Below are 22,848 nucleotides of genomic sequence, written 5' to 3' on the forward strand. Positions count from 1 at the left end.
CGTGCCCGGAACGCGGTTTGCTTCAACCATGAGCAAACTCGTGCTGTTCCTCGCCGCCAACCCGAACCCCATCACCCTCACGGTGACGCCCGAGACGCGGGACGACCTCGCGCCGCGGCTGACCCAGATCGTCCGCAACGGCCACACGCAACCGATCCCCGGGCCGGACGGTCGTGAGTACGTCGTGAACTTCGCCAACGTCGTCGTCGCGCACTTCGAGTAACCGCTCGCGCACACGAGGTGATCGGAGTAAGACGGGATGGGTGATCTCCCGACGCAGACTTCTCTCTTTGGCGGGCGCGTCCGCGTTGCTGGCGGCGTGCGGCTCGAACACCGGCCGGGGCGGCAACGGCCAGGCCCTGAAGCAGTGGTACCACGCTTACGGCGAGCCCGGCGTGCAACAAGCGGTGGAGCGCTACGCCAAGGCGTTCACCAAGACCCCGGTCGACGTGCAGTGGAACCCCGGCGACTACGACTCCAAGCTCGCGACGAGCCTGCTGTCCGACGGCGGACCGGACGTCTTCGAGTCCACCCCGCAGATCAGCTCGGTCAGGGCGAATCAGGTCGTGCCGCTCGACGACGTCTTCGGCGCCGCCAAGAGCGATTTCTCCGAGTCGATTCTCGCGACGCACACCGTTGACGGGAAGATCTACGGGGTCCCGCAGGCCGTCGACATGCAGATGTTGTTCTACCGCAAGAGCATGCTCGCCGCCGCAGGAGTTCAGCCACCGTCCACAGTGGATGAATTGATCGATGCCGCGCGGAAACTCACGAAGGACGGCGTGAAGGGGCTCTTCGCCGGCAACGACGGTGGCGGTGGGGTGCTCGGCGGGCCCGCGCTGTGGTCGGCGGGGCTCGACCACGTGCGGGACCACCAGGTCGGGTTCGACGATCCCCTTGCGGCGCAGGCGATCGGCAAGCTGCGCGAGCTGTACTCCAGCGGCGGGTTGCTGCTCGGCGCGGTGAAGGACTGGGCGGAACCGGACGCGTTCACTCAGGGGCTCGTCGCCATGCAGTGGACCGGGTTGTGGGCGGTTCCGGCTGTGCAGAAGGCGCTGGGCGACGACTTCGGGGTGCTGCCGTTCCCGAAGCTCGGCGACAGCGGGAGGCCGAGCGTGCCGGTCGGCGCGTTCGGGGCGATGGTCAACGCCAAGTCGAAGCGGGTCGACGAGGCGAAGGAGTTCGTGCGCTGGCTGTGGATCGAGAAGACCGACTACCAGGAGGACTTCAACCTCAGCTACGGCTTCCACATCCCGCCGCGCAAGTCCATCTCGGAGAAGGCGTCGAAGCTGACGTCCGGTGCCGCGGCGGACGCGGTGAAGTTCGTGCGGGACAACGCGAAGGCGTCCAACCCGCCGGACTGGACGTCGGTGATGCGGACCGCGTTCAACGACGCGGTGTCCAAGGTTGTCCGTGATGGCGCCAAGGCCGACGAGGAACTGAAGACCGCGGCGGGCAAGGTGCGGGACGAGCTGAAGCGCATCTACGGATGAACAACGGACGCGCGTTCTGGCTGTTCGTCGGCCCGTTCGCGATCGGGCTGGTCGTCTTCGTGTACGTGCCGATCGGGTGGAGCCTGCTGCTGTCGTTCTTCGACGCGCGCAACACGGTGACGCCCAGCGAGTTCGTCGGGCTGCGCAACTACGCGGACATGCTGACCGACCAGCCCTTCCTCTCGAGCCTCGGCACGTTCAGCGTGTTCGCGGCCTTCATCGTCCCGCTGACGTTCGTGCTGGCGCTCGCCCTCGCGTTGCTGGTCAACCAGATCACCTTCATGCAGGGGTTCTTCCGGTCGGTGTTCTTCCTGCCGACGGCGTGCTCGTACGTCGTGGCGTCGCTGGTGTGGAAGCTGTCGATCTTCAACGGCGTGCGGTTCGGGCTCGCGAACACGGTGCTGGGGTGGTTCGGCGCCGAACCGGTCGCGTGGACGGTGTCGACGTCGCCGCCCTGGTACTGGCTGGTGCTCGTGACGCTGCGGCTGTGGCTGCAGATCGGCTTCTACCTGATCCTGTTCATCGCGGGGCTGCAACGGATTCCACAGCACCTGTACGAGGCGGCGTGGATCGACGGCGCCAAGCCCGGCTGGCAGACGTTGCGGTACATCACGCTGCCGCAGCTGCGCACCACGTCGGTCGCCGTCGTGTTGTTGCTGCTCATCGCGGCGTACCAGGCGTTCGACGAGTTCTACAACGTGCTGGGCACCGACCGCGGCTACCCGCCGTTCGCGCGGCCACCGTTGATCTACCTCTACTACACGGCACTGGGGTCGGGCGGGCAGGACTTCGGGCACGGCAGCGCGGGCGCGGTGATCCTCACGTTGCTGATCGCGGGCGTGACGCTGCTGCAGGGCCGGGTGATCACGCGGTGAAGGCGCTGAGGTACCTGGCGCTGTCGATGGCGGCGGTGCTGTTCCTGGTCCCGTTCTACCTGGTGCTGCGCAACGGGCTCGCGACCGAGCAGGAGATCACCGCGCAGACCTGGACGTTCTGGCCGAGCGAGATCCACTGGGAGAACTTCACGGAGTTGTTCGGCAACCCTGCCGTGCCGATGGTCCGCAGCATGGTCAACTCGCTCGTCGTCGCCGTGCTGCAGACCGTGGGACAGCTGTTCCTGTGCGGGCTGGCGGGCTACGGCCTGGCCCGGATTCCGTACCGGTACGCGAACGTCGTGCTGTACCTCGTGGTCGCGACGCTGATGATCCCGGCCGCTGTGACGTTCGTCCCGACGTTCGTGGTCGTGTCGACGCTGGGCTGGGTCTCGGACCTGCGCGGACTCGTCGTCCCCGGGCTGTTCAGCGGGTTCACCGCGTTCCTGTTCCGGCAGTACTTCCTGAACTTCCCGCGCGAGCTGGAGGAGGCCGCGCGGATCGACGGGCTCGGGCACTGGGGCACGTACTGGCGCGTGGTGGTGCCGAACTCGAAGGGCTTCTTCGCCGCGCTGGGCGTCATCGCGTTCGTGACCAGCTGGAACCAGTTCCTCTGGCCGCTGGTCATCGCCCAGGACCAGGACTCGTGGACGGTGCAGGTGGCGCTCTCGACGTTCCTCACCGCGCAGTCCACCGACGTCGTGCAGCTCTTCCTCGCGGCGGTGATCTCGATCACACCACTGGTGATCGTCTTCGTCGCCCTGCAGCGCCTGCTCGTGCGCGGCGTCACCGAAACGGGCATCAAGGAATGATCCACCCGCCACTGAACCGGGTGACACCAGGCCAGCCGGGTTGAGTCTTGGGGCTCATACACGGCTAAGCTGCGAAAGCCCACGGCAGGGTCGAGGCGATGCAGCCCGCACCAGCCGTCCAGGTGCTCCAGTTCTGGGGGAACTTTTAGGACACGCGGTAAGGCGGTTCTTGGCGATGACTCATGAAGTCTCGCGACGGCCGTCTTGGCGCTGGGGGCAACGCAGCGTCCACTAAAGACTGTGAGCAATGGACTGTGAGACATGGACTGTGAGCTGACCATCCTGATGCCCTGCCTCAACGAGGCGGAGACGCTCGAGATCTGCATCCGGAAAGCACAGGGCTACCTGGAGCGTTCGGGCGTCGTCGGCGAGGTGCTGATCGCGGACAACGGCAGCACCGACGGATCGCAGAAGATCGCCACCGATCTCGGTGCCCGAGTGGTCGACATCCCGGCCAAGGGCTACGGCAACGCACTGCTCGGCGGTATCCGAGCAGCTCGCGGCAAGTTCGTCATCATGGGCGACGCCGACGACAGCTACGACTTCTCCAGCCTCGACGACTACGTCACCCGCCTGCGCGGCGGTGCGGACCTGGTCATGGGCAACCGGTTCAAGGGCGGCATCGAGCCCGGCGCCATGCCCCCGCTGCACAAGTACCTCGGCAACCCGGTCCTCTCCGCGATCGGCGTGCTGTTCTTCAAGGCCCCGGTCCGCGACTTCCACTGCGGCCTGCGCGGCTTCCGCCGCGAGAGCATGCTCAAGGTCGGCCTGCACACCTCCGGCATGGAGTTCGCCAGCGAGGTCGTGGTCAAGTCCTGTCTCTCCGGTCTGCGCATCGAAGAGGTCCCCACCACGCTGAAGAAGGACGGCCGCAGCCGTCCGCCGCACCTGCGGAGCTGGCGGGACGGCTGGCGCCACCTGCGCTTCCTGCTCATCTACAGCCCGCGCTGGCTGTTCCTGTACCCCGGCATCGCCGCCACCCTGCTCGGCCTGATCACCACGCTGACGCTGCTCATCAGCGGTCCCACCAAGGTCGGCAACGTGACGTTCGACGTCGGCACCATGACCTACGCCGCCGGACTCACCGCGGTCGGCTACCAGGCCGTGCTGTTCTCCGTGATGGTGAAGCTGTTCGGCGCCCGCGAGGACCTGCTGCCGATGAGCCGTCACTACCGGCAGCTCGTCGAGCGGTTCACCGTCGAGCGCGGCCTCATCCTCGGTCTGCTGATCTTCGTCGTCGGCTTCGTGGCCGCCGCGCTGCAGGTCGGCTTCTGGGGCGGCGACGGCTTCGGCAACATGGACGCGACGGCGACCGTGCGCATGGCGATCCCCGCCGTGCTCGGCCTGCTCCTCGGCTTCCAGACGATCATGTTCAGCATGTTCGCCGGTGTGCTCAGCATCCCGACCACGGACGGTCTCACCGCGGCCGCCGCCGCACGTGAGACCGAGCCGGCCGGGAGTGTGCAGTGACCGGGGCACCCCCGATCCCTGCAGAAGCACTTCAGCACAGCGAACCAGTGGACCCTGTGACGGTGGAAGCACCGTCGCGGGGTTCCCGGTTCCGCCGGGTGCTCCTCTCGCCCGTCACCGTCGCCCTTGCGACGTGGGTTCTCGCCCTGCCGGTCGCGGTGGTCCTGCCGCGCATCGCGGACGTCAGCCCGTTCAGCGAGAACGGCATCTTCCTCCCGCTCGGCGTCGGTCTGCTGGCGCTGGCCGCCGTCACCGCGCTGGCGTGGCGGCCGCGTGCCGGTGAGCTCGTCTCCGCCGCCGGTGCCGGTCTGCTGGCCGCGTGGGTGGTCCTCGTCTTCCGCACCGGGCTCTACGGGTCCCCGTGGGGCACCACCGGCCTGATGAACGGCGGCGACCGCACCAGGACCGCGGCCGCGGCGATGCGCGACACGGTCTCGCTGCTGCCGACCGACCAGTTCGTGGCGGAGGCACCGGCGGAGTACCCGCCGCTGTTCCCGTGGCTGGTGGCCAAGTCGTCGCTGCTCGTCGGCGTGCCGGTCTGGCGTCTGCTGGTCGTGTTCGAGGTCGGCCTGCTGTCGCTCGCCGTGCTCGCCACGTTCCTGATGTGGCGGCGGATCGTGCCCGCTCCGGCCGCGCTCGTGATCAGCGGCGTGAGCCTGTTCGTGAACGGCGACCCGCGCAAGGCGTTCGCGGTCATCACGCTGTTCGTCACCGTGCCGTGGCTGATCTCGACGCTCGGCGAGCCCAAGCGCGGACGGCTGCACTGGCTGCCCGCCGGGATCATCGCCGGCGTCATGATGATGCTCTACAACGGCTGGTACGCGTTCGGCGTGATCGGCTTCGCGGCCATCGCGATCTCCACGTGGCGCCGGGTGGGCGACAAGGGCGCCTACGTCCGCCACGTCCTGCTGGCCGCCGGTGTCGCGCTGCTCGTCGCCTCGCCCTACCTCGCGCCGTACGCCTTCGGGGTGCTGACCGAGAAGGGCCAGGCGGTCAGCGACGAGTTCGTGTTCAACGGCCAGACCCTGAACGCGTTCCCGTTCCTGAAGCCGTCGCTGCTGGGCGTGCTCGAGCTCGTCGGTCTGGCCGGGCTGGTCTGGTACCGCGGCCGCACCGACTGGGCCCGGCCGCTGCTCTACCTGCTCGTCGGCGCGTACCTGTTCTGGCTGCTCGCCGGTCTGCGGTTCGTGTTCAGCACCCACACCACGCTGTACTTCTACGTGCCCGTGCTGATCGGCGCGATCCTGGTGCCGGCCGGTGTGCTGACGCTGGCCACGGCAGGACCTGCTTTCGCCAAGCGGTTCTCGTTCCCGACGCCGTACCGCGCCGGTGCCGCTGTCGTCGCGGTGTCGCTGGTGTGGGTCGTCTACGCGTACTGGCAGGACTGGCGGCCGAGCACCGAGACGGCCACGACCGTCACGTACAACACGGCGGGCACCTTCAACACGTACACGGGCTGGGCGCACCTCTCGCCGTTGCCCGACTGCACCTACCCGAGGTTCGCGCCGAAGGAAGGGCGTTTCGACTGCCTGGCCGCGAACCGGATCATCGCCGAGGTGGAGCAGGTGCGCGGCAAGGGTGCGATGCCCCGCACGGTGGCGTCGGACGAGCGGCTGTTCGCCTACGTGCCGTGGCCCGGTTACATGGGCGTGGACCGCACCGCCGCCAGCACGCTGACCAGGTGGGACGACCGCCAGGCCGAGGTGCACAGGATCTCCGAGATCACCGATCCCGCCGAGTTCGCGCGAGCCAGTGCGAACACGGAGTTCGGCTCGATCGACGTGTTCCTGATGACCAAGTCCGCGGACCAGAAGTGGTGGGACGCGGTGCTGGCCTCGTTCCGCCCCGAGTCGTTCGACTCCTCGAAGTGGCTGATCGTGCAGGACCTGCCCGGCGGCCAGGTGCTGGCGGTCCGCAAGCCCTAGCGCGCAACTCCTCGACGAAGCAGGCCTCACCGTCTCCGGTGGGGCCTGCTTTTTCGTACATCGGCGCAGTTCAGAGCCCTGCAGACGGCTTGCAGGCCGCTTGCAGATTTTTTGCAGGTGCGCCCGGCAGAGTTCTCATCGTCAGGCAATGCCAGCAAGAAAGTTCCAGGGGGGAACCGAACAATGAAGGCCATCACTCGCCTCGCCGCACTTGCTCTCGCCGTCGCCGCACCGCTCAGCCTCGCCGGCACCGCTCACGCCGACGACACCGGCTCGATCTACGGCTTCGTGTGGGAGGACGCCAACAACAACGGCGTCCGCGAGGTCGGCGAGGCACCGATCGCCGGGCACTGGATGTACATCGACGGCACCAACAAGGCCGCGCAGTCCGACGCCAACGGCCGCTACGAGATCAAGGGGCTCGCGGCGGGCAGCTACATCGTCGGATCCGGCGACCGTTCGCTCTCGCACGGCCAGGGGTGGAGCCGCGCGGGATTCAGCTCGAGGTTCAGCCAGGCCAACGGCAAGATGACCAGCCCGGTCCAGCTCGAGGCCGGTCAGCAGTACGGGATGTTCGACAGCGGCTTCGTGACCGGCGTCGTCGACACCAAGGTCAACCAGCTCTTCATCAGCAACCCGAACCCGAAGGTCGGCGACACGATCGACATCGTCGGCTCGACGGTCCACAACGGCAACGTGTACGACCAGTTCGGCGGCCAGCTCACGCTGCCGGAGGGCCTGCGCGTGGTCGAGCGGCTCGGCGGCATGCCGAAGTTCTACGAGACCGAGCCCGCCGGCAAGGTCACCGGCTACTTCTACGACCGCAAGCCCGGTGGCCTGCCCGAGTGGGTCGGTGCCCGTGTCGTCGTGGAGAAGCCGCTGGACGGCGCCGAGATCAAGTTCGACGTGTGGAAGGGCCTGTTCCGCAACTCCGACACGAACCTGTCCAACGACACCGAGACGAAGACGATCACCACCAGCTGATCATCCGACCGTGAAGCCCGGCTCCCTTGGGGGTGAGCCGGGCTTCTTTTTTGCTGGTCAGGGGCTCTTGCAGGTTTCTGCAAGGTCGGCTCGGCAGAGTTGTCCGCGTAAGCAGTTCCTGGGGGACGCGGTCCGACTCACTGGGGGTGAGCCGGGCCGCGGCACCGTTGAAAACGTCCTGGGGGGACACCATGAAGATCAGCACGCGCCTGGCCGCTCTGGCGCTCACCGTCGCCGCGCCGCTCGCACTCGCCGGCACCGCCGAGGCCGCACCCACCGGTTCCGTCTCCGGTGTCGTGTGGCACGACCTCAACTCCAACGGCCTGCGTGACGCCGGCGAGCCCGCGATCAAGGGGGCCGCCATGTACATGGAGGACACCGGCACCGCAGTCTTCACCGACGAGCAGGGTCGCTACGAGTTCAAGAACCTCACCGCCGGTACCTACCCGGTCCGGGTGGGAGACCGTTCGCTCTCGCACGGCCAGGCGCTGACGCGTCTGGGCGGCACCTCGAAGTTCCACCCGTCCAACGGTGTTCCGCTGAACCCCGTGGTCGTCAAGGCCGGGCAGAAGGTGAAGCATCTCGACGCCGGGCTCGTCACCGCCAAGCTCGACCACATCGCCGAGAAGATCTACGTCAGCAACCCGAACCCGAAGGTCGGCGACACGATCGACATCGTCGGTGGCGCGTACCCCGACGGCAACGCCTGGGACCAGTTCGGCGGCGAGCTCTCCTTGCCGGAGGGCCTGCGCGTCGTCGAGCGCCTCGGCGGCATGCCGAAGTTCTGGGAGACCGAGCCCGCCGGCAAGGTCACGGGGTTCTTCCACGACCGTCGTTCGCCCAGCGCACGTGAGTTCGTCGGCGCTCGCGTCGTCGTCGAGAAGCAGATGAACGGCGCGGAGCTCAAGTTCGAGGTGTGGAAGGGCCTGTACCGGAGCACCGACACCAACACCGCCAACGACGTCGCCACAGCGTCGCTGACCACCAGCTAGACAGCGAAAGGCCCGGTCACCGCAACGGTGACCGGGCCTTTTACCGTGCGGATCAGTCGTCGAGCGAGCCGTTCAGCGGCTTGCCCTCGGTGAAGAACGGCGCGATCTTGTTCTCGAACACGGTCAGCGCCGAACCGATGGCCATGTGCATGTCGAGGTACTTGTAGGTGCCCAGGCGGCCACCGAAGATCACGTTGCGCTCGGCCGCTTCCTTCTTGGCGAGCTCGCGGTAGCTCTCCAGCTTGGCGCGGTCCTCCGGCGTGTTGATCGGGTAGTACGGCTCGTCGTCCTTCTCCGCGGCACGGGAGAACTCGCGGACGATGACCGTCTTGTCCGACGGGTAGGTCGTGCGCTCCGGGTGGAAGTGCCGGAACTCGTGGATGCGGGTGTACGGGACGTCCGCGTCGTTGTAGTTCATGACCGGCGTGCCCTGGAAGTCGCCGATCGGCAGGACCTCGCGCTCGAAGTCGAGCGTGCGCCAGCCGAGCCAGCCCTCGGAGTAGTCGAAGTAGCGGTCCAGCGGGCCGGTGTAGACGACCGGGATGCCCGCGGGGATGTCCTCGCGCACGTCGAAGTAGTCCGTCGACAGCAGCACGGTGATGTTCTCGTGCTCCGCCATCTTCTCGAGCCACGCGGTGTAGCCGTCGACCGGCAGACCCTCGTAGGTGTCGTTGAAGTAGCGGTTGTCGAAGTTGTAGCGGACCGGGAGGCGCGCGATGACCGCGGCGGGCAGCTCCTTCGGGTCCGTCTGCCACTGCTTCGCGGTGTAGTCGCGGATGAACGCCTCGTACAGGGGACGGCCGACCAGCGAGATCGCCTTCTCCTCGAGGTTCGCCGCGTCCTTGGTGTCGATCTCGGAGGCGTGCTCCGCGACCCACGCCTTGGCGTCCTCCGGCGACATGTAGCGGCCGACGAACTGCGACAGCAGGCCCAGGCCCATCGGGAACTGGTACGCCTGGCCGGCGTGCATCGCGAAGACGCGGTGCTGGTAGCCGGTGAACTCGGTGAACTGGTTGACGTAGTCCCACACGCGCTTGTTGGACGTGTGGAACAGGTGCGCGCCGTAGCGGTGCACCTCGATGCCTGTCTCCGGCTCCTGCTCGGAGTACGCGTTACCACCGATGTGGTCGCGTCGGTCGATCACCAGCACCCGCTTGCCCAGCGTGGCGGCGGCGCGTTCGGCGACGGTCAGGCCGTAGAAACCAGAGCCGACGACAATAAGGTCATAGCCCGCGAAGTTCACCTCGCTGATTTTACAAGGGACCCCCGGCGAGGAATTCGCCGAGGGTCCCTTGGTACAGCACGGAAAATTGATCTCGCTCAGAGAACCGAGCGCGGCATCTTCGGCTTCGGGTTGAACGTGATGCCCTCGATCGCCTTGCGGAACAGCTTGGCCCGGATGGACCACGGCACGTTGCCGCCGCGCAGACCCTGCGCCAGGCGGTAGAGGAACTTCAGCCACGCCACCGGGTTCTCGTGGTGCAGGCGGAAGGACGACTCGTTGCGGGCGCCGTATTCGAACTTCCACAGGTTCGACGCGTTGGCGTCGCCGAAGTTCACGCCGCGGTTCACGCCGAGGTCGTGCACGACGACGCTGCGCAGCACCTGCACGCCGGGGCCCGCCTTGGTGATGCGGAGCGTGTACTCCTGGTCGTCGAACCAGATGAAGTACTCGGTGAGCGGCAGGCCGAACTTGGTGAGCGCCCAGCGCGGGAACAGCACCGAGACGAACGAGCAGTGCGTGACCAGGACGTTCTCCTGGCCCTTCGCGATCAGCTTGCCCCAGTCCCAGGTGGTGCCGGGGTTGTTCATCTCGCAGATGTTGCCGTCGACCCACTTGACCAGCGAGCACGCGTACGGCAGCGGCATGCCCATGGCCTCTTCGGCCTTGGAGTGGCCGTTGAGGAGCTCCTCGAGCGCGTCCGAGTTGGCGTAGCAGTCGTCATCCATGATCCAGATGAAGTCCGCGCCGAGCTCGTAGCTCTTGTTCATGCCGGTCGCGAAACCGCCCGCGCCACCGGTGTTCTCGCTGAGCGACACGACGACGACGCCGTCGATCTGCTCGTACTCCTTCAGCACCTGGTCGGTGCCGTCGGTGGAGGCGTTGTTGACGACGACGATCCACTCGGGACGGCGGGTCTGCGCGAGGACGTGGTCGAGGACCGTTGTGAGCTTGTCCTTGCGGTTGTAGGTGACGACAACGGCGGCGACAGTGCTCACTTGAGCCATCCTCGGTAAAGGTCACGCGTCCAGTCCTCGGCACGCGGCAGCTTCGCGAAGGCCTCAGCCTTGGCGGCCTGCTCGTCGAGCCAGGTCTTGCGCTGGTCGGGAGAGGTCATCATGGTGCGGATCCTGGCCGCGGCGGCCTGGATGAACGCGTAGGGGTGACGCGGGCAGAGCAGGTCGTCCGCGATCAGCGACGACTGCGAACCCACGTCGGCCGACACGACGGGCACGCCCGCCGCCGTCGCTTCGAAAGACGTGAGAGTGAGGCCCTCGTTGTCCGATGAGACGACGAGCACGTCGGAGTCGCGGAACGTGTCGCTCACCGGGCGGTCGGGACCGCGCAGCTCGACGGCGTCACCGAGACGGGCGCGCAGGCTGTTCACCTCGGCGGCCAGCTCACCGTGGCCGTGGATGATGAACCGCACCTCGCGCGGCGAGTTCTTCTTCAGCTCCGCGGCGAGCTGCAGGAAGAGGTAGGGGCGCTTCTGCTGGGTGAACCGGCCGACGAACGCCACCGTGAACGGGTTGCTCTCGACGTCGTCCGCGCCGCCGACCGCGATGCCGTCGGTGGTGAGGCCGGCGAGCGTGGCGAGCACGACCTTGTCCTCGGGCATGCCGTGCTTGCCGACGAGGTAGTCGCGCAGCTGCGGCGAGATCACGTGGTGCTCGTCGATCATGTTCGACAGCCGCACGGAGATGTCGACGAACCCGCCGGTGCGCCACTCCAGCACGTGCAGCGAGTCGACCACCGGGATCTCCGGGCGGACCGACTTGATCCACGGCAGCTTGTCGTAGAGCCACGTGCAGTGGTGCAGGTGGATGCCGCGCACGTCGTACGCCGACAGCAGGCCGTTGAGGAACGCCGACTCCTGCTTCGGGTCCATCGGCACCGTCAGCGGCACGACCAGCGCGCCGTCGAGCTCGGGGCGGGTGATCCACTCGTGCGCCGAGTCGCGGTCGGTGACCACGATCGGCAGGAAGCCCGCTTCCTTGGCGAGGCGGATGGTGTCGATCGCCCAGCGCTCGGCACCTCCCAGCTCCAGCCAGTGCAGACCGAAGAGGATCGCCGGGGTGTCGCCGTGCGGGGTGGCCGCGGCACCGCGGGACAGCCGGATCGGCGCCTTGCGGGGAATGTCGCGGCCCCTGCGCTCGACCATGTCGGTGCGGAACTGGCGCAGCGCGTCGAACTGGACCGGCGCGAGGAACCGCACGGCCTTGCGCGCCTTGCCGAGCACGCCCTTGAGCTGGTCGTACGCGTTGATCATGGCGGGCGGGCCGCCGATGTCGACCGCGATGTCGACGAGCCCGTCCGACGGCGGGTGGTCAGCGATCGTGTGCATGAGGCTGCGGACGACCAGCGAGCCGACGACCTCGTGGTCGTCCTCCCACTCGATGGTCGTGCGCTCCTCGTCCGTCAGAGCGGGCATGGTGCCCGCGGGTCCGCGCAGGACCGTGAAGCGGAAGGTCTGGCCAGGGCCTGCCAGCGCGTAGAAGTTCGCGGCACCCTCGACCAGGCGGCGCTCCCGGTCGTCGAGGAGTGCTTCGCCGTCGCTCAGACCGACTCCGCTGTCGTCGAGCACCTCGAACACAGCGGTCGGCTTCTGGTTTCTTGGCTTGTCCGTCACGTCTCTCGGGTGGGGTCGATCGGCGCTCACCGCAGAATTGGGGAGCCGAGCGAAGCCGATGGTACCGGGGACACCCGAACGCCCCACGTAAGCATCCAACTAGACCGTTCGGCCCATCGCCGGTAGCTCCGCGTCGCCGAATTTCACAGCAAACACTCAGGAATGCCCCGAGTGGATGGCATCCTCCCACAGGCCGCTACGGAACGCGGTCGCTTTGCGCGCCCGTCGTGGCGGTTCCCCCTGCACTGGTCGAGGTCTTCATGCCGCAGCTCACCCATGCCGACTACCTGGCGTTGAGACGGTTTCCCGCCCTGGACGGGCTGCGAGCCGTCGCGGCGGTGATGGTCGTGTTCCAGCACTTCGGCGGCAAGACGTGGGCCTACTCGGGCGGCTGGATGGGCGTCGACCTCTTCTTCGTGCTCTCCGGCTTCCTGATCACGACGCTCGCCCTGCGCGAGGAGGGTCGCAAGGGCCGCGCCTCGGTGCGCAACTTCTACCTGCGGCGCGTGTTCCGGCTGATGCCCGTCTACTACGTCGTGCTCGCCGCGACCGCGCTGCTCTACTACTGGCGCGGCGACTGGGTGACCGCTGAGCTGGACAAGGTGCTGCCGTACTACCTGACGTTCAACAACGAGTTCATCGCGGCCGGGCACATCTTCGGTCACTCGTGGACGCTGGCCGTGGAGCAGAAGTTCTACCTGGTCTGGCCGCTGCTCGCGTTCGCGGCCGGGTTCATGCCGATGGGCAGGCGCCTCGGCATCGCGTTCGGTGCGATCGCCCTGCTGGCGCTCGTGCTGATGGTGCCGTCCTTCAACTACGGCACGTCGTCCTACATCGTCATCCTGATGGGCTGCGTGGTGGCGATCCTGCTGCACGACCCGAAGGGGTTCGCGTTCCTGCGCGGCCTGACGCGGCCGTGGCTCGGTTTCGTCTTCCTGCCGGTGCTGGTCGCGGTTCAGCTGAACGCGCACCGGCTGATGATGCTCACCGGGTCCGACACCACGCCCGTCCTCATCTACGGCCTGGTGGTGTGCCTGCTGCTGCTGAGCGTGCTGGGTGACGGACCGCTGGTGAAGTTCTTCAGCACGCCCCCGATGAAGTTCGTCGGGGAGCGCTCCTACTCGCTCTACCTCGTCCAGGGCATCGCGGCCAGCTTCATGGTCTCGACGTTCCCGCCGTTCCGCATCGACCGGACGTTCACCGCGATCATGATCACCCTGGCCGCGATCGGGCTCGCCGACCTGCTGTTCCGCCACGTGGAACAGCCGATGATCGAGGTCGGCCGCAAGCTCATCGCGCGCCTCGACCGGCGGACCGCGGAGAAGCGGACGCCGCAGGCGGAGGAACCCCCGGTGGCCGAACCGGCGCCCGTGCCGGTGCCGAATCCCGCCTGAACCCCGGCCAGTACCCTCTTCGCCATGCCTGCACCGGTCAACGGCGTCAGCCCCAAGTTCGTCTCGGCCCGCGGTGAGATCCTGCCCCTCACCGGCCTGCGCATCGTCGCGGCGCTCTGGGTCGTGGTGTTCCACGTCGGTGGCAACTTCCTGAGCGAGTTCCCGAGCGTGGCGCGGGTGCTGTGGCCGATCCTGCACAACGGCGGCCTGGGCGTGGACCTGTTCTTCGGGCTGAGCGGGTTCGTGCTGACGCTGAACTACGTCGACAAGATGGGCGAGAAGGTCGACCGCGCCAAGACGCGGATGTTCCTCTGGGCCCGGTTGTCGCGTGTGTGGCCGGTGTACTTCGTGACGCTGAACATCGCGGCGTTGTGGCACGGCGGGCTGATGGCCATCCACAGCCACGACCCGGTGGTGGTCGACGAGTTCTCGGTGCTGAGCTACCTGCGCCAGCTGTTCATGGTCGTGCTGTGGACCTCGCCCGACTTCGACCGGCTGACCTGGAACGGTCCCGCCTGGTCGGTGAGCGCGGAGTGGCTCGTCTACTGCATCTTCCCGGTGCTGGTGCTGCTGTTCGCGCGCATCGGGCGGGTGGCGCGCAACCGTCAGCTGATGGTGCTGGCGATGCTCGCGGTGATGCCGGTGGCGCTGTTCGCGGTGGCCGGTGAGGGCCTCTACGCGATGCCGTACCTGTGGCTGATCCGCCTGCTCGGCGCGTTCGTCGCGGGCTCGCTGGCGTGCCTCGTGGTGCGACGCATCCCGCGGACCGCGCGCACGGACCGCCACGGCACGTGGTGGTCGTACATCCTGCTTCTCGCCGTGTTCGTCGTCCTGTACGGCGCGCACGCTCTGGACCGCCCGAACGCGGTCATCCTGGTCGTGTTCCTGTTCCCGCCGCTGCTGGTCGCGCTGGCGATCGCCGACGGAGGCCCGGCCAGGCTGCTGTCCACCAGGCCGTTCGTGACCGGCGGGCACTTCTCGTACAGCGTCTACCTGGTGCACATGCTGATCATCGAGGTGATCTGGTGGGCGCAGTCGGAGTACCCGAACTGGCTCGGTGGCGGACAGCCGCTGTTCCAGGTGGTGCTGCCGCTGATCCCGGTGATCGTCTGCGTGGCCGGCTACCTGATGTGGCGCTACGTCGAGGAGCCCTCGCGCAAGAAGATGCGGCTCATGGTCGACACCCCGCTGACGCCGGTGACGATCTCGCCGCCGCCGGTCGAGCCCAAGGAAGAACGCGTACCCGAGAAGGTCTGACCTCGGGGCTTGAATACAGTGAGAACCGCCCCGCGGTGCTCAGCGGGTCCTCAGAAAGGCGTGTAACCCGATGAGTGCCCATATCGGCGTGCTGGCCGTGTTGCTGCTCGTGCTGATGGTGCCCGGTCTGGTGGTCGGGCTCGCAGCAGGACTGCGCGGCTGGCTGCTGGCCTCCGGCGCGCCCGTGCTGACGTTCGGCGTCATCTCGCTGACAGGGCCGATCGTGCCCAAGGTGCTCGGCGGCTGGTCGCCCTGGACGTTCGCGCTGGTCACGGTGGTCATCGCGGCTGTCGTGTTCCTGGTCCGCCTGGTCGCGCGCCGCTGGTACGGCTCGCTGCGGCTGGAGACGGGCGCGACGACGCCGTGGACGCGGGTGCAGCACGTGGGCATCGCGCTGGCCGTCCTGGCCGCCACCGCGCTCGGCCTCTACGTCACCAGCAAGGCCACCGGCGGCTTCAACCAGGTGCACCAGTTCTGGGACGCGATGTTCCACGCCAACGGCATCCGCTACATCGCGGACAGCGGGGCGTCGGCGCCGGGCGACCTGCGGTTCGTGAACGACCCGAACAACGCGAACTTCTTCTACCCCAACGGCTTCCACGTCCTGCTCGCCACCGCGGTGCAGATCACCGGCGCCGGCGTGATGCCGACGATCAACGTGTGGATGGGCCTGCTCGCCGGTGTGTTCTCGCTGAGCCTCGTCGGCGTGCTGCGCGTGGTGAACGCCCGCCCGGCGCTCGTCGGCTCGGTGGCACTGCTGGCCGGCACGTTCACCACGTACCCGTACGCGCTGGAGTTCTTCGGCCCGGTGTGGCCGTTCGCGAGCGGTGTCGCGGTGATCCCGGCGTTCATCGCGCTGCTGGTCGAGGCGGTGACCGTGCGGCACCTGGCGCTGGTGGTGCTGGGCGCGCTGGGCATGATCGGCCTCGTCACGATCCACCCGAGCATCGCGCTGTCCGCCACGATCGTCGGCTTCTTCTTCGTGGTGCAGCGCTGGGTCCTCGCCCGCAAGGTCCCGCTCAAGGACGTCGTCGCCCTGGGCGTGATGGCGGTGCTCGCGTCGCTCGTCGCGGTGCCGCAGCTGCTCGGCGCGGCGGCCACCGCCACGTTCTCCGCGGTCGACTGGCCGATCTACGCGACCCCCGGCTCGGCGCTGGGCCAGCTGTTCTTCCTCAACTTCGAGTCGGCCAAGCCGCAGTACTGGCTGGTCCTCGCACTGGTCCTCGGTGTTGTCGGCGCACGCAGGCTGAAGGACCTCACCTGGTGGTTCGTCGGTGGCGGCGTCTTCATGCTGCTGTTCGTGATGACCACGTCGTACAAGGGCACGCTCGTCGCCCTGCTGACCGGCCCGTGGTGGAACGACCGCTGGCGCTTCATCGCGCTGTGCACGCTGCCGCTGGTGGTGCTCGCGGGCAACGGCCTGGTCGTGGCCCGCGACGGCCTGCTCCGCGTGGTCGAGCGCTTCAAGGTCGGCGACACCCAGTGGTCGCGCATCGGCAGCTCGGCCGTCGTGGTCCTGGTGCTGACGCTGGTCAGCAGCGGCCTCTACGTCAACCGCAACACGGTCTACATCCTGGGTGCCTACAACGGCCTCAGCACGATGACGCCGGCCAAGGAAGCCGCGATGGACGAGCTCGGCAAGCTCGTGCCCAAGGGCGACCTGGTGATGAACGACCCCGGCGACGGCTCGCCGTGGATGTGGGCGCTGGAGGACGTGCAGCCCGTCTTCGGTCACGTGATCACCGGTGTGCCGGACGAGAAGGGCGTCGGCAAGGACCGCGTCCTGCTGTTCTCGCACTTCGACGAGCTGGACACGAACGAAGAGGTTCGTCGCACGGTCGCGAAGCTCAAGGTCACGTACGTGTTCCACAGCGACGAGAAGGTCTTCGGCAGCAGCACGATCGCCGCGGGCACGGACAAGCTCGACGGGGTGCGCTCGCTCAAGCTCGTCTACTCGCAGGGCGGCTCGAAGATCTACCGGGTGGACCTCAGCGCCACCGGCTGAGGCACTGGACATGAGAAAGGCCCCCGGTTCGCCGGGGGCCTTTTCCGTTCTCGGGGCGTCACCAGCGGCGGTTCGCCACCTGCACGCCGAGCCACGCCACGTGCCTGGCCGAGGTGGCGAGCCCGCTGACGCCGATCCGCCTGGCCGCTGCCTTCTTGCTCGCGAACAGCAGCTTGGTGGCCGGGCCGAGCAGGCCGCCCCTGCTGTACTGGCCGGGGTGCACGCGGTAGCCGAGGAGCTCCTCCGGCAGCACGTCGCCGTCCGCCTTGGCCAGGATGCGCAGCCACAGGTCGTAGTCCTCGAGCCGGATCAGCCGCGGGTCGAAGCCGCCGACCTCGTCCACCAGCGCCTTGCGGGTCATGATCGTGGACGTGGTGAGGATGTTGTAGAGCAACATCGTCTTCGCGACCTGCTCGCGGCCGGTGACGGAGTGGAATTCGCCGACGCGGGTGCCTTCCGGGTCGATCTTGTAGGACCACGCGCCGACCAGGCCAAGACCGGGGTCCGCGTCCAGGGCCGCTGCCTGGCGCTCGAGCCGCTCGGGGGTGCAGAGGTCGTCGGCGTCGAGGAACGCCACCAGCTCGTGCTTCGCCGCGTCGAGGCCGATGTTGCGGCCGACCGCGGGGCCGCTGCGAGGGGCCGGGGTCACCAGGATCTGCACGCGGTCGCTCGGGAGCACCTCGGCGGCGGCGCGGTTCTGGGCGCAGTCGCCGTCGAGGACGAGGACGACCTCCCACTCCTGGTGGGTCTGCGCGGCGACCGCGCGCAGCGTCTCCTCGAGGAAGTCGGTCTTCGGTGCGCACGGGATGACCACTGAGACCGGCGAGACCACCACTGCCTCCAAGCAGGCGTGAATCGGGGACACCGTAGAGTAGGCGACTCGAACTCCCCTTCGAGAAGGTACCCAAAGCCGTGACGAAGCCTGCGCCCTCGCTGATCCGCAAGCTCGTCGACCGGGCCGGTTACCAGTCGCTCGTCACCGTCGACCAGCTCGTGTTCTCCGCGATCGCGTTCGTGGTGCAGGCGGCGGCCCTTCCGATCTCGGGCGACGCCGAGTACGGCATCTTCTCGCTGATCGTGATGGTGCAGACGGGCCAGTGGTACGTGAGCCGGGCGATCGCGTCCGAGCCGATGCTGGTCGCGCGCACCGCGTCGTCCAACGATCCGAAGGCGCTGCGCCCGCCTGCCGCGACGGCCCTCACGCTCGGTCTCGTCATCGGCGTGTGCGCGCTGATCGTCGCGCTGTTCCTCGACGGAACCGCTCGCGACCTGTTGCTGATCCAGGCGGTGGCCTCGCCGTTCCTCGGTGTGCTCGACCACGCCCGGTACGTCGGCTACGGCAAGCAGCGCCCGTTGCTCTCGCTCGCCCTCGACGGTGGCTGGCTGATCGTGTTCGCAGGTGCCGCGGGCACGTTCGCGCTGGTAGACCACCTCGACGTCTCGCGCATGTACCTGGTGTGGGCGATCACCGGCATCCTGGCGACGCTCGCCGCGATCGTGCTGACGGGCGCCCCGTTCTCGCTGGGCTCGGTCGTCGGGTGGATCAAGGAGCAGCGCAAGCTCATCCCCGGCTTCCTGATCGACGCGGTGTACCTCGCCGCCGGCATCTACGCGACGTTCGGCATGGCGATCTGGGCGACCGGCCTCGACGGCTACGGCCTGCTGCGCAAGGCGATGACGCCGATCACCGCGATGACCGTGCTGTTCGTCGGCATCGGCAACGCGCTGCTCGCACACCTCGCCGGTCGCAGCGCCAAGGACGTCGTGCGCGCGCCCGCGATCGTGTCGCTGCTGGCCGCCGGGGTGAGCGGGATCGGCATGCTGATCGTCCTGGTCCTGCCGACGGAGCTCATGAGCACGTTCCTCAAGACCGACTGGACGAAGCTCGAACCAGTCGTGCTGATCCTGCTGGTCTACGCGCTGCTGCTCGCGTCGGGGCAGACCGCGATGGTCGCCGCGAAGGCGAGCGGCCGGGCGTGGGTCGGACCGCGGGTGCGCACCATCCAGCTGCTGTGCGAGCTGGCGCTGATCGCGTTGCTCGGCACTCAGTTCGGTGTCATCGGCGCCGCGTGCGGTATGGCGCTGGCGTGGGCGATCGGTGCGGCCATCGCGTGGATCGGGCTCACCCGGCACGCCCGTGCGGACACCGAGAAAGCGGCAGCGGCCACCGCTGAGTGACCACTGCCGCCGCTCGAATCAGGAGTTCAGCGTCCACACCTGGTCCGCGTATGCCGCTTCGCAGACCTGATAGGTGGCCTCGGCGCCGTCGTCCGGCGTGCGCCACCACACGGCCAGGCAGAGGCCGGTCACCGAGTTGCGGATCTGCGTGCCGTTGGCGACCGCGTTGACCTGCCACGCCTGCAGTGGCTCCGCAGCGCTGCAGTCGAGCATCGGCACGGTCCAGCCGGCGACGTCGGAGGTTCCCCGGGCCGACGCGCAGAGCTTGGTGTGCACGTTGTACACCGCGAACCCGCCGTTCACCGGCTTCAACGTCCAGACCTGGTCCAGGTACGGCGCACAGGTGTACTGCTTCAGCGTCGTACCCGCAGTCGGCTCGAAACCGAACTGCACCGCGCACTTCTGCGTGTAGTTGTTCTTGAGCGTCACCGTGCGTCCACCGATCTGCTCGGTGATCCACGCGCCGATGTTGTCCACCCGGCCCGCGGTCGCGCCGGTGCGGGTGTCCGAGACGCCGTAGCAACCGCCCTGCCAGGACTTGGTGCCGACCGCGACGAGCTCGGCGACACCGTTCACCTCACGGATGGCAGGACCACCCGCGTCTCCCTTGCACAGGCCGACCGACTGACCGGTCACCGCGACGGTCTGGCCGTTGGCGGAGTCGACCGAGAACGACGCCACGTGCAGCCGGTCGTTCGCGAACGTCTGACGCGTGCGGCCCCAGCCCGAGATCTTCAGCACCTCACCGGCCGCGGCAGGCGTGGTGGCGATCTTGAGCTTCGGCAGGTCCATCACCGGGAACTCGAGCTTGACCAGCGCGATGTCGCGGTCGTCGCGCCGGACGACCTGCGTGATCTTGCTGGTGACTCCGGTCGTCTGGCCCGCCTGCGTGCGGCCGATGACCGCGGTGGCCTCTCTCCCGTCCGGCACGCAGCCGTTCGCGGTGACCACCCAGTACGGGTCGATCAACGCGCCGGTGCACGCCGACTCGGTGCCGACGGTGATCCGGGCGACGTACGGCTGGGCGCCGTCCGCGACCGGGGTTCCGTCGACAACGCCGCTGGCAGGAACAACCACCGTGGCAGCAGCAACAGCGCCCATCGCAACGAGGGCGCGCGAAAGCAACTTCATGTATCCCCAATCCCCCAGGACTGATCGGCACGCTCAGAGGTGCCGGACGCGAAGGTACAGGCAGGCTGAGGGACGCAGCCGCGCGTGTGGGAAATTGGACCCATGCACCTGGTGGACCTGCCGTCCTGCTACCCCCCGCATCCCGGTGGTCTCGAGGCTTACGCGTTCGAGCTCCACAAGAGGCTGCTGGAGGCCGATCCGGACCTCCGCATCACCGTGCTGACCTCGGACACCGCGTCGAAGCCCGGTGTCGAGCACCTGTCGGACCGCTGGACCGTGGTGCGCTGGCCGTCGTGGATGCCGGTGTCGCCCTACCCGGTCCCCAAGCCCGGCTTCCACAAGCTGCTGCGCCAGTACGTCACGCCGGACTCGGTGATGATGACGCACACGCGGTTCTTCTACCACGCTGCGTTGGCGAGCATCTGGGCCAAGCGCAAGGGCATCCGCCGGGTGCACATCGAGCACGGGTCGACGCCGGTGCAGAGCGGCAACCTGTTCGTCAGGTTCGTCGCGAACACGGTCGACACGACGATCGCCCAGCCGGTGCTGCGCATGGCCGCCGGTGTCGTGGCGGTGTCGAAGCCCGCTCAGCAGTTCGTCCGCAAGCTCGCCGGGCGTGAGGCGATCGTCGTGCACCGCGGCATGGACCTGCCCGACGGCGTGCACTCCGCGCCGTCCGGCAAGCCGAACACCGTGTGCTTCGTCGGCCGGCTGATCAACGGCAAGGGCGTGCAGGACCTGCTGGACGCCATCGCCGAGGTCAAGGCCGCCGGAGTGCCCGTGCACGCGCGGATCTGCGGCGACGGGCCCGCGCGCGGGATGCTCGAGTCGAAGGTCAAGTCGCTCGGGCTCGCCGAGCAGGTCGAGTTCCTCGGCGCCGTGACCCACCCGGTCGCGCTGAAGGAGATGGCGGCCGCGACGGTCGTGGTGAACCCCAGCTGGACCGAGGGCCTGCCGACGACGGTGCTGGAAGCCGCCGCGATGGGTGCCTGCGTCATCGCCACGGACGTCGGTGGCACCGCCGAGATCGTGACCGACGGCGAGACGGGCTGGCTCGTGCCGGCGCAGCAGCCGAAGGCGCTGGGCAAAGCGCTGAAGGAGGCGCTGACGGACGAGGCGCACCGCAAGGCGATGGCCGAGCTGCTGGCCAAGAACACCGCGGAGAAGTTCTCCTGGGACAACGCCGTCGCGGTCGTCACCGCCCTGATGCACGGCACGCCGGTTCCCGGTCAGCACTGAGCACAGACGGAAAGAAGCCCTGCTCCGGGCTCCGGAGCAGGGCTTCTTCGTGCTTGGGGACTAGCGCCCGGTGTCGTTCGACCCGCGCAGCTGCTTGCCCTGCTCCTCGACCTCGAGACGCAGGATCGCCAGGTCCTCGGCGAGCTTGCGGGTCTCGTCCTCCAGCCGCGAGAGCTCCCACGACAGGTGCAGCGCGACACCGATGAGGAACACGATCGCGGTGAAGAAGAGCAGGTTCGACGGAACCTCGACGCCGGCCGCGGAGCTCAACGTGCCCAGCAGGCCCGGGAAGATCGTGAGGACCAGCAGCAGCAGACCGACGACCAGCCACAGCACCGCGTACTTCTCGCTGAGCTGACGGCGGCGCAGCAGCTCCATGATCCCGAGGAGGATCAGGACGCTGCCGATGATGGCGACGATGTACGCGCTCACGCGACACCCCTCTCAGCGGTCGCCGTGGGCGTGGGCACGCGCGGCGTGGAGGCCTTGACCGACACGTCCCACCGGCGGATCAACGCGAGCAGCAGGGCGAACCCGGCGCGGCCCAGGTAGACCGTCGACTTCCACGGGCTGTGGCTCGGGGTACCCGCCCGGCGCTCCCGCATGTGCGCGGGCACCTGGGTGATCGTGCAGCCCGCGCGCACCGCGATGACCAGCGACTCGATGGTGTCGCCGAGGTATTCGACGGGGTAGTTCTCGGCGAACAGCGGCAGCGCGCGCTTGCCCGTCGCCTTGAATCCCGAGGTGGTGTCCGTGAGCTTCGTCTTCGCCACCCACGACAGGACCTTGCTCAGCACGACCATGGCCCACTTGCGGGGGCCGCGCACCTGGTAGTCGCCCTTCTCGGCGAAGCGCGCACCGATGACCAGATCGGCCTCGTTCAGCTTCGCGAGCAGGTCGGGGACCTCGGCCGGGTTGTGCTGGCCGTCCGCGTCGACCTGCACCGCGGCGTCGTAGCCGTGGCGCACCGCGTAGCGGAAGCCCGCTCGCATCGCCCCGCCGACACCGAGGTTGAAGGGCAGCTCGAGGACGAGGGCGCCCGCCGCCTTGGCCGCTTCCGCGGTCAGGTCGGTGGAACCGTCGTCAACAACGAGCACGTCTGCGTTGGGCACCGAATCGAGAATCTCGCGCACGGTGTCACCGACGGCGGCTTCTTCGTTCCAGGCAGGCACCACGATGAGGGCCCTGCCGAGGAATTCGCTCGACACACGGCGATGCTAACTGCTCTCGTCCGGGTGAACCCGG

At 68.1% G+C, this 22,848-nt stretch carries 20 protein-coding genes; 13 read left to right on the forward strand and 7 right to left on the reverse strand.

Features of this window, described 5'->3' with window-relative positions; translation table 11 throughout:
• The first annotated feature begins 28 nt into the window (after window positions 1-28).
• From AB0M24_RS33230 to AB0M24_RS33265, 8 genes are all read left to right on the forward strand, one after another.
• Entirely contained in the window at window positions 29-223 is a 195-nt protein-coding gene (locus AB0M24_RS33230) for a hypothetical protein (protein ID WP_363777060.1), read from the forward strand.
• Window positions 224-290: 67 nt separating this feature from the next.
• Window positions 291-1,493, forward strand: a complete 1,203-nt coding sequence (locus AB0M24_RS33235) for a sugar ABC transporter substrate-binding protein (RefSeq protein WP_363777063.1) — start codon at window positions 291-293, stop codon at window positions 1,491-1,493.
• Window positions 1,490-2,368 carry a sugar ABC transporter permease gene (locus AB0M24_RS33240; protein ID WP_363777066.1) on the forward strand — a complete coding sequence of 293 codons (879 nt, stop codon included), beginning with the start codon at window positions 1,490-1,492 and terminating at the stop codon, window positions 2,366-2,368. Before AB0M24_RS33235 ends, AB0M24_RS33240 begins: the two co-directional genes overlap by 4 nt.
• A gap of 26 nt (window positions 2,369-2,394) precedes the next feature.
• Entirely contained in the window at window positions 2,395-3,177 is a 783-nt protein-coding gene (locus AB0M24_RS33245; RefSeq protein ID WP_363777355.1) for a carbohydrate ABC transporter permease, read from the forward strand.
• 261 nt (window positions 3,178-3,438) lie between these two features.
• Window positions 3,439-4,647, forward strand: a complete 1,209-nt coding sequence (locus AB0M24_RS33250) for a glycosyltransferase family 2 protein (RefSeq protein ID WP_363777069.1) — start codon at window positions 3,439-3,441, stop codon at window positions 4,645-4,647.
• A 62-nt stretch (window positions 4,648-4,709) separates the two neighbouring features.
• Window positions 4,710-6,572 carry an arabinofuranosyltransferase gene (locus AB0M24_RS33255; protein WP_363777072.1) on the forward strand — a complete coding sequence of 621 codons (1,863 nt, stop codon included), beginning with the start codon at window positions 4,710-4,712 and terminating at the stop codon, window positions 6,570-6,572.
• A 183-nt stretch (window positions 6,573-6,755) separates the two neighbouring features.
• A complete protein-coding gene (locus AB0M24_RS33260) occupies window positions 6,756-7,556 on the forward strand; it encodes an SdrD B-like domain-containing protein (RefSeq protein WP_363777075.1) in 801 nt (266 codons plus the stop codon).
• A 191-nt stretch (window positions 7,557-7,747) separates the two neighbouring features.
• Window positions 7,748-8,548, forward strand: a complete 801-nt coding sequence (locus AB0M24_RS33265; protein WP_363777078.1) for an SdrD B-like domain-containing protein — start codon at window positions 7,748-7,750, stop codon at window positions 8,546-8,548.
• Window positions 8,549-8,600: 52 nt separating this feature from the next.
• On the opposite strand, the gene glf is transcribed toward AB0M24_RS33265, so the two are convergent.
• From glf to AB0M24_RS33280, 3 genes are all read right to left on the reverse strand, one after another.
• Window positions 8,601-9,791, reverse strand: coding sequence for a UDP-galactopyranose mutase (glf, locus tag AB0M24_RS33270; RefSeq protein ID WP_363777081.1), 1,191 nt, complete (start codon window positions 9,789-9,791; stop codon window positions 8,601-8,603).
• 77 nt (window positions 9,792-9,868) lie between these two features.
• Complete coding sequence (locus AB0M24_RS33275; protein ID WP_363777084.1) at window positions 9,869-10,768, reverse strand: glycosyltransferase family 2 protein; 900 nt, start codon at window positions 10,766-10,768, stop codon at window positions 9,869-9,871.
• A complete protein-coding gene (locus tag AB0M24_RS33280; RefSeq protein WP_363777087.1) occupies window positions 10,765-12,399 on the reverse strand; it encodes a glycosyltransferase in 1,635 nt (544 codons plus the stop codon). The genes AB0M24_RS33275 and AB0M24_RS33280 overlap by 4 nt, the downstream gene beginning before the upstream one ends.
• Before the next feature lie 227 nt (window positions 12,400-12,626).
• On the opposite strand from AB0M24_RS33280, the gene AB0M24_RS33285 reads away from it, so the two are divergent.
• The 3 genes from AB0M24_RS33285 to AB0M24_RS33295 all read left to right on the forward strand — a co-directional run bounded on the left by AB0M24_RS33285 (window position 12,627) and on the right by AB0M24_RS33295 (window position 17,055).
• Window positions 12,627-13,793, forward strand: coding sequence for an acyltransferase (locus AB0M24_RS33285; RefSeq protein WP_363777090.1), 1,167 nt, complete (start codon window positions 12,627-12,629; stop codon window positions 13,791-13,793).
• A 24-nt stretch (window positions 13,794-13,817) separates the two neighbouring features.
• Window positions 13,818-15,050 (forward strand): acyltransferase, encoded by a 1,233-nt coding sequence (locus AB0M24_RS33290; RefSeq protein WP_363777092.1) that lies wholly within the window; start codon window positions 13,818-13,820, stop codon window positions 15,048-15,050.
• A gap of 70 nt (window positions 15,051-15,120) precedes the next feature.
• Window positions 15,121-17,055, forward strand: coding sequence for a DUF6541 family protein (locus tag AB0M24_RS33295; RefSeq protein WP_363777095.1), 1,935 nt, complete (start codon window positions 15,121-15,123; stop codon window positions 17,053-17,055).
• Between the two features lie 58 nt (window positions 17,056-17,113).
• On the opposite strand, the gene AB0M24_RS33300 is transcribed toward AB0M24_RS33295, so the two are convergent.
• Window positions 17,114-17,887 (reverse strand): glycosyltransferase, encoded by a 774-nt coding sequence (locus AB0M24_RS33300; RefSeq protein ID WP_363777098.1) that lies wholly within the window; start codon window positions 17,885-17,887, stop codon window positions 17,114-17,116.
• A gap of 80 nt (window positions 17,888-17,967) precedes the next feature.
• On the opposite strand from AB0M24_RS33300, the gene AB0M24_RS33305 reads away from it, so the two are divergent.
• Window positions 17,968-19,233, forward strand: a complete 1,266-nt coding sequence (locus tag AB0M24_RS33305; protein WP_363777101.1) for a hypothetical protein — start codon at window positions 17,968-17,970, stop codon at window positions 19,231-19,233.
• Between the two features lie 18 nt (window positions 19,234-19,251).
• Here the strand turns inward: AB0M24_RS33305 and AB0M24_RS33310 are convergent, their stop codons facing one another.
• Window positions 19,252-20,364 carry a trypsin-like serine protease gene (locus AB0M24_RS33310; RefSeq protein WP_363777104.1) on the reverse strand — a complete coding sequence of 371 codons (1,113 nt, stop codon included), beginning with the start codon at window positions 20,362-20,364 and terminating at the stop codon, window positions 19,252-19,254.
• A 102-nt stretch (window positions 20,365-20,466) separates the two neighbouring features.
• On the opposite strand from AB0M24_RS33310, the gene AB0M24_RS33315 reads away from it, so the two are divergent.
• A complete protein-coding gene (locus tag AB0M24_RS33315; RefSeq protein ID WP_363777107.1) occupies window positions 20,467-21,603 on the forward strand; it encodes a glycosyltransferase in 1,137 nt (378 codons plus the stop codon).
• 60 nt (window positions 21,604-21,663) lie between these two features.
• On the opposite strand, the gene AB0M24_RS33320 is transcribed toward AB0M24_RS33315, so the two are convergent.
• Both AB0M24_RS33320 and AB0M24_RS33325 read right to left on the reverse strand, forming a co-directional pair.
• Window positions 21,664-22,035, reverse strand: a complete 372-nt coding sequence (locus tag AB0M24_RS33320; RefSeq protein WP_363777110.1) for a DUF2304 domain-containing protein — start codon at window positions 22,033-22,035, stop codon at window positions 21,664-21,666.
• Window positions 22,032-22,811 carry a glycosyltransferase family 2 protein gene (locus AB0M24_RS33325; protein ID WP_363777113.1) on the reverse strand — a complete coding sequence of 260 codons (780 nt, stop codon included), beginning with the start codon at window positions 22,809-22,811 and terminating at the stop codon, window positions 22,032-22,034. The genes AB0M24_RS33320 and AB0M24_RS33325 overlap by 4 nt, the downstream gene beginning before the upstream one ends.
• Window positions 22,812-22,848: the final 37 nt, after the last annotated feature.

The organism is Lentzea sp. NPDC051838, assembly GCF_040681245.1.
In the GTDB taxonomy this organism is placed as follows: Bacteria; Actinomycetota; Actinomycetes; order Mycobacteriales; family Pseudonocardiaceae; genus Lentzea.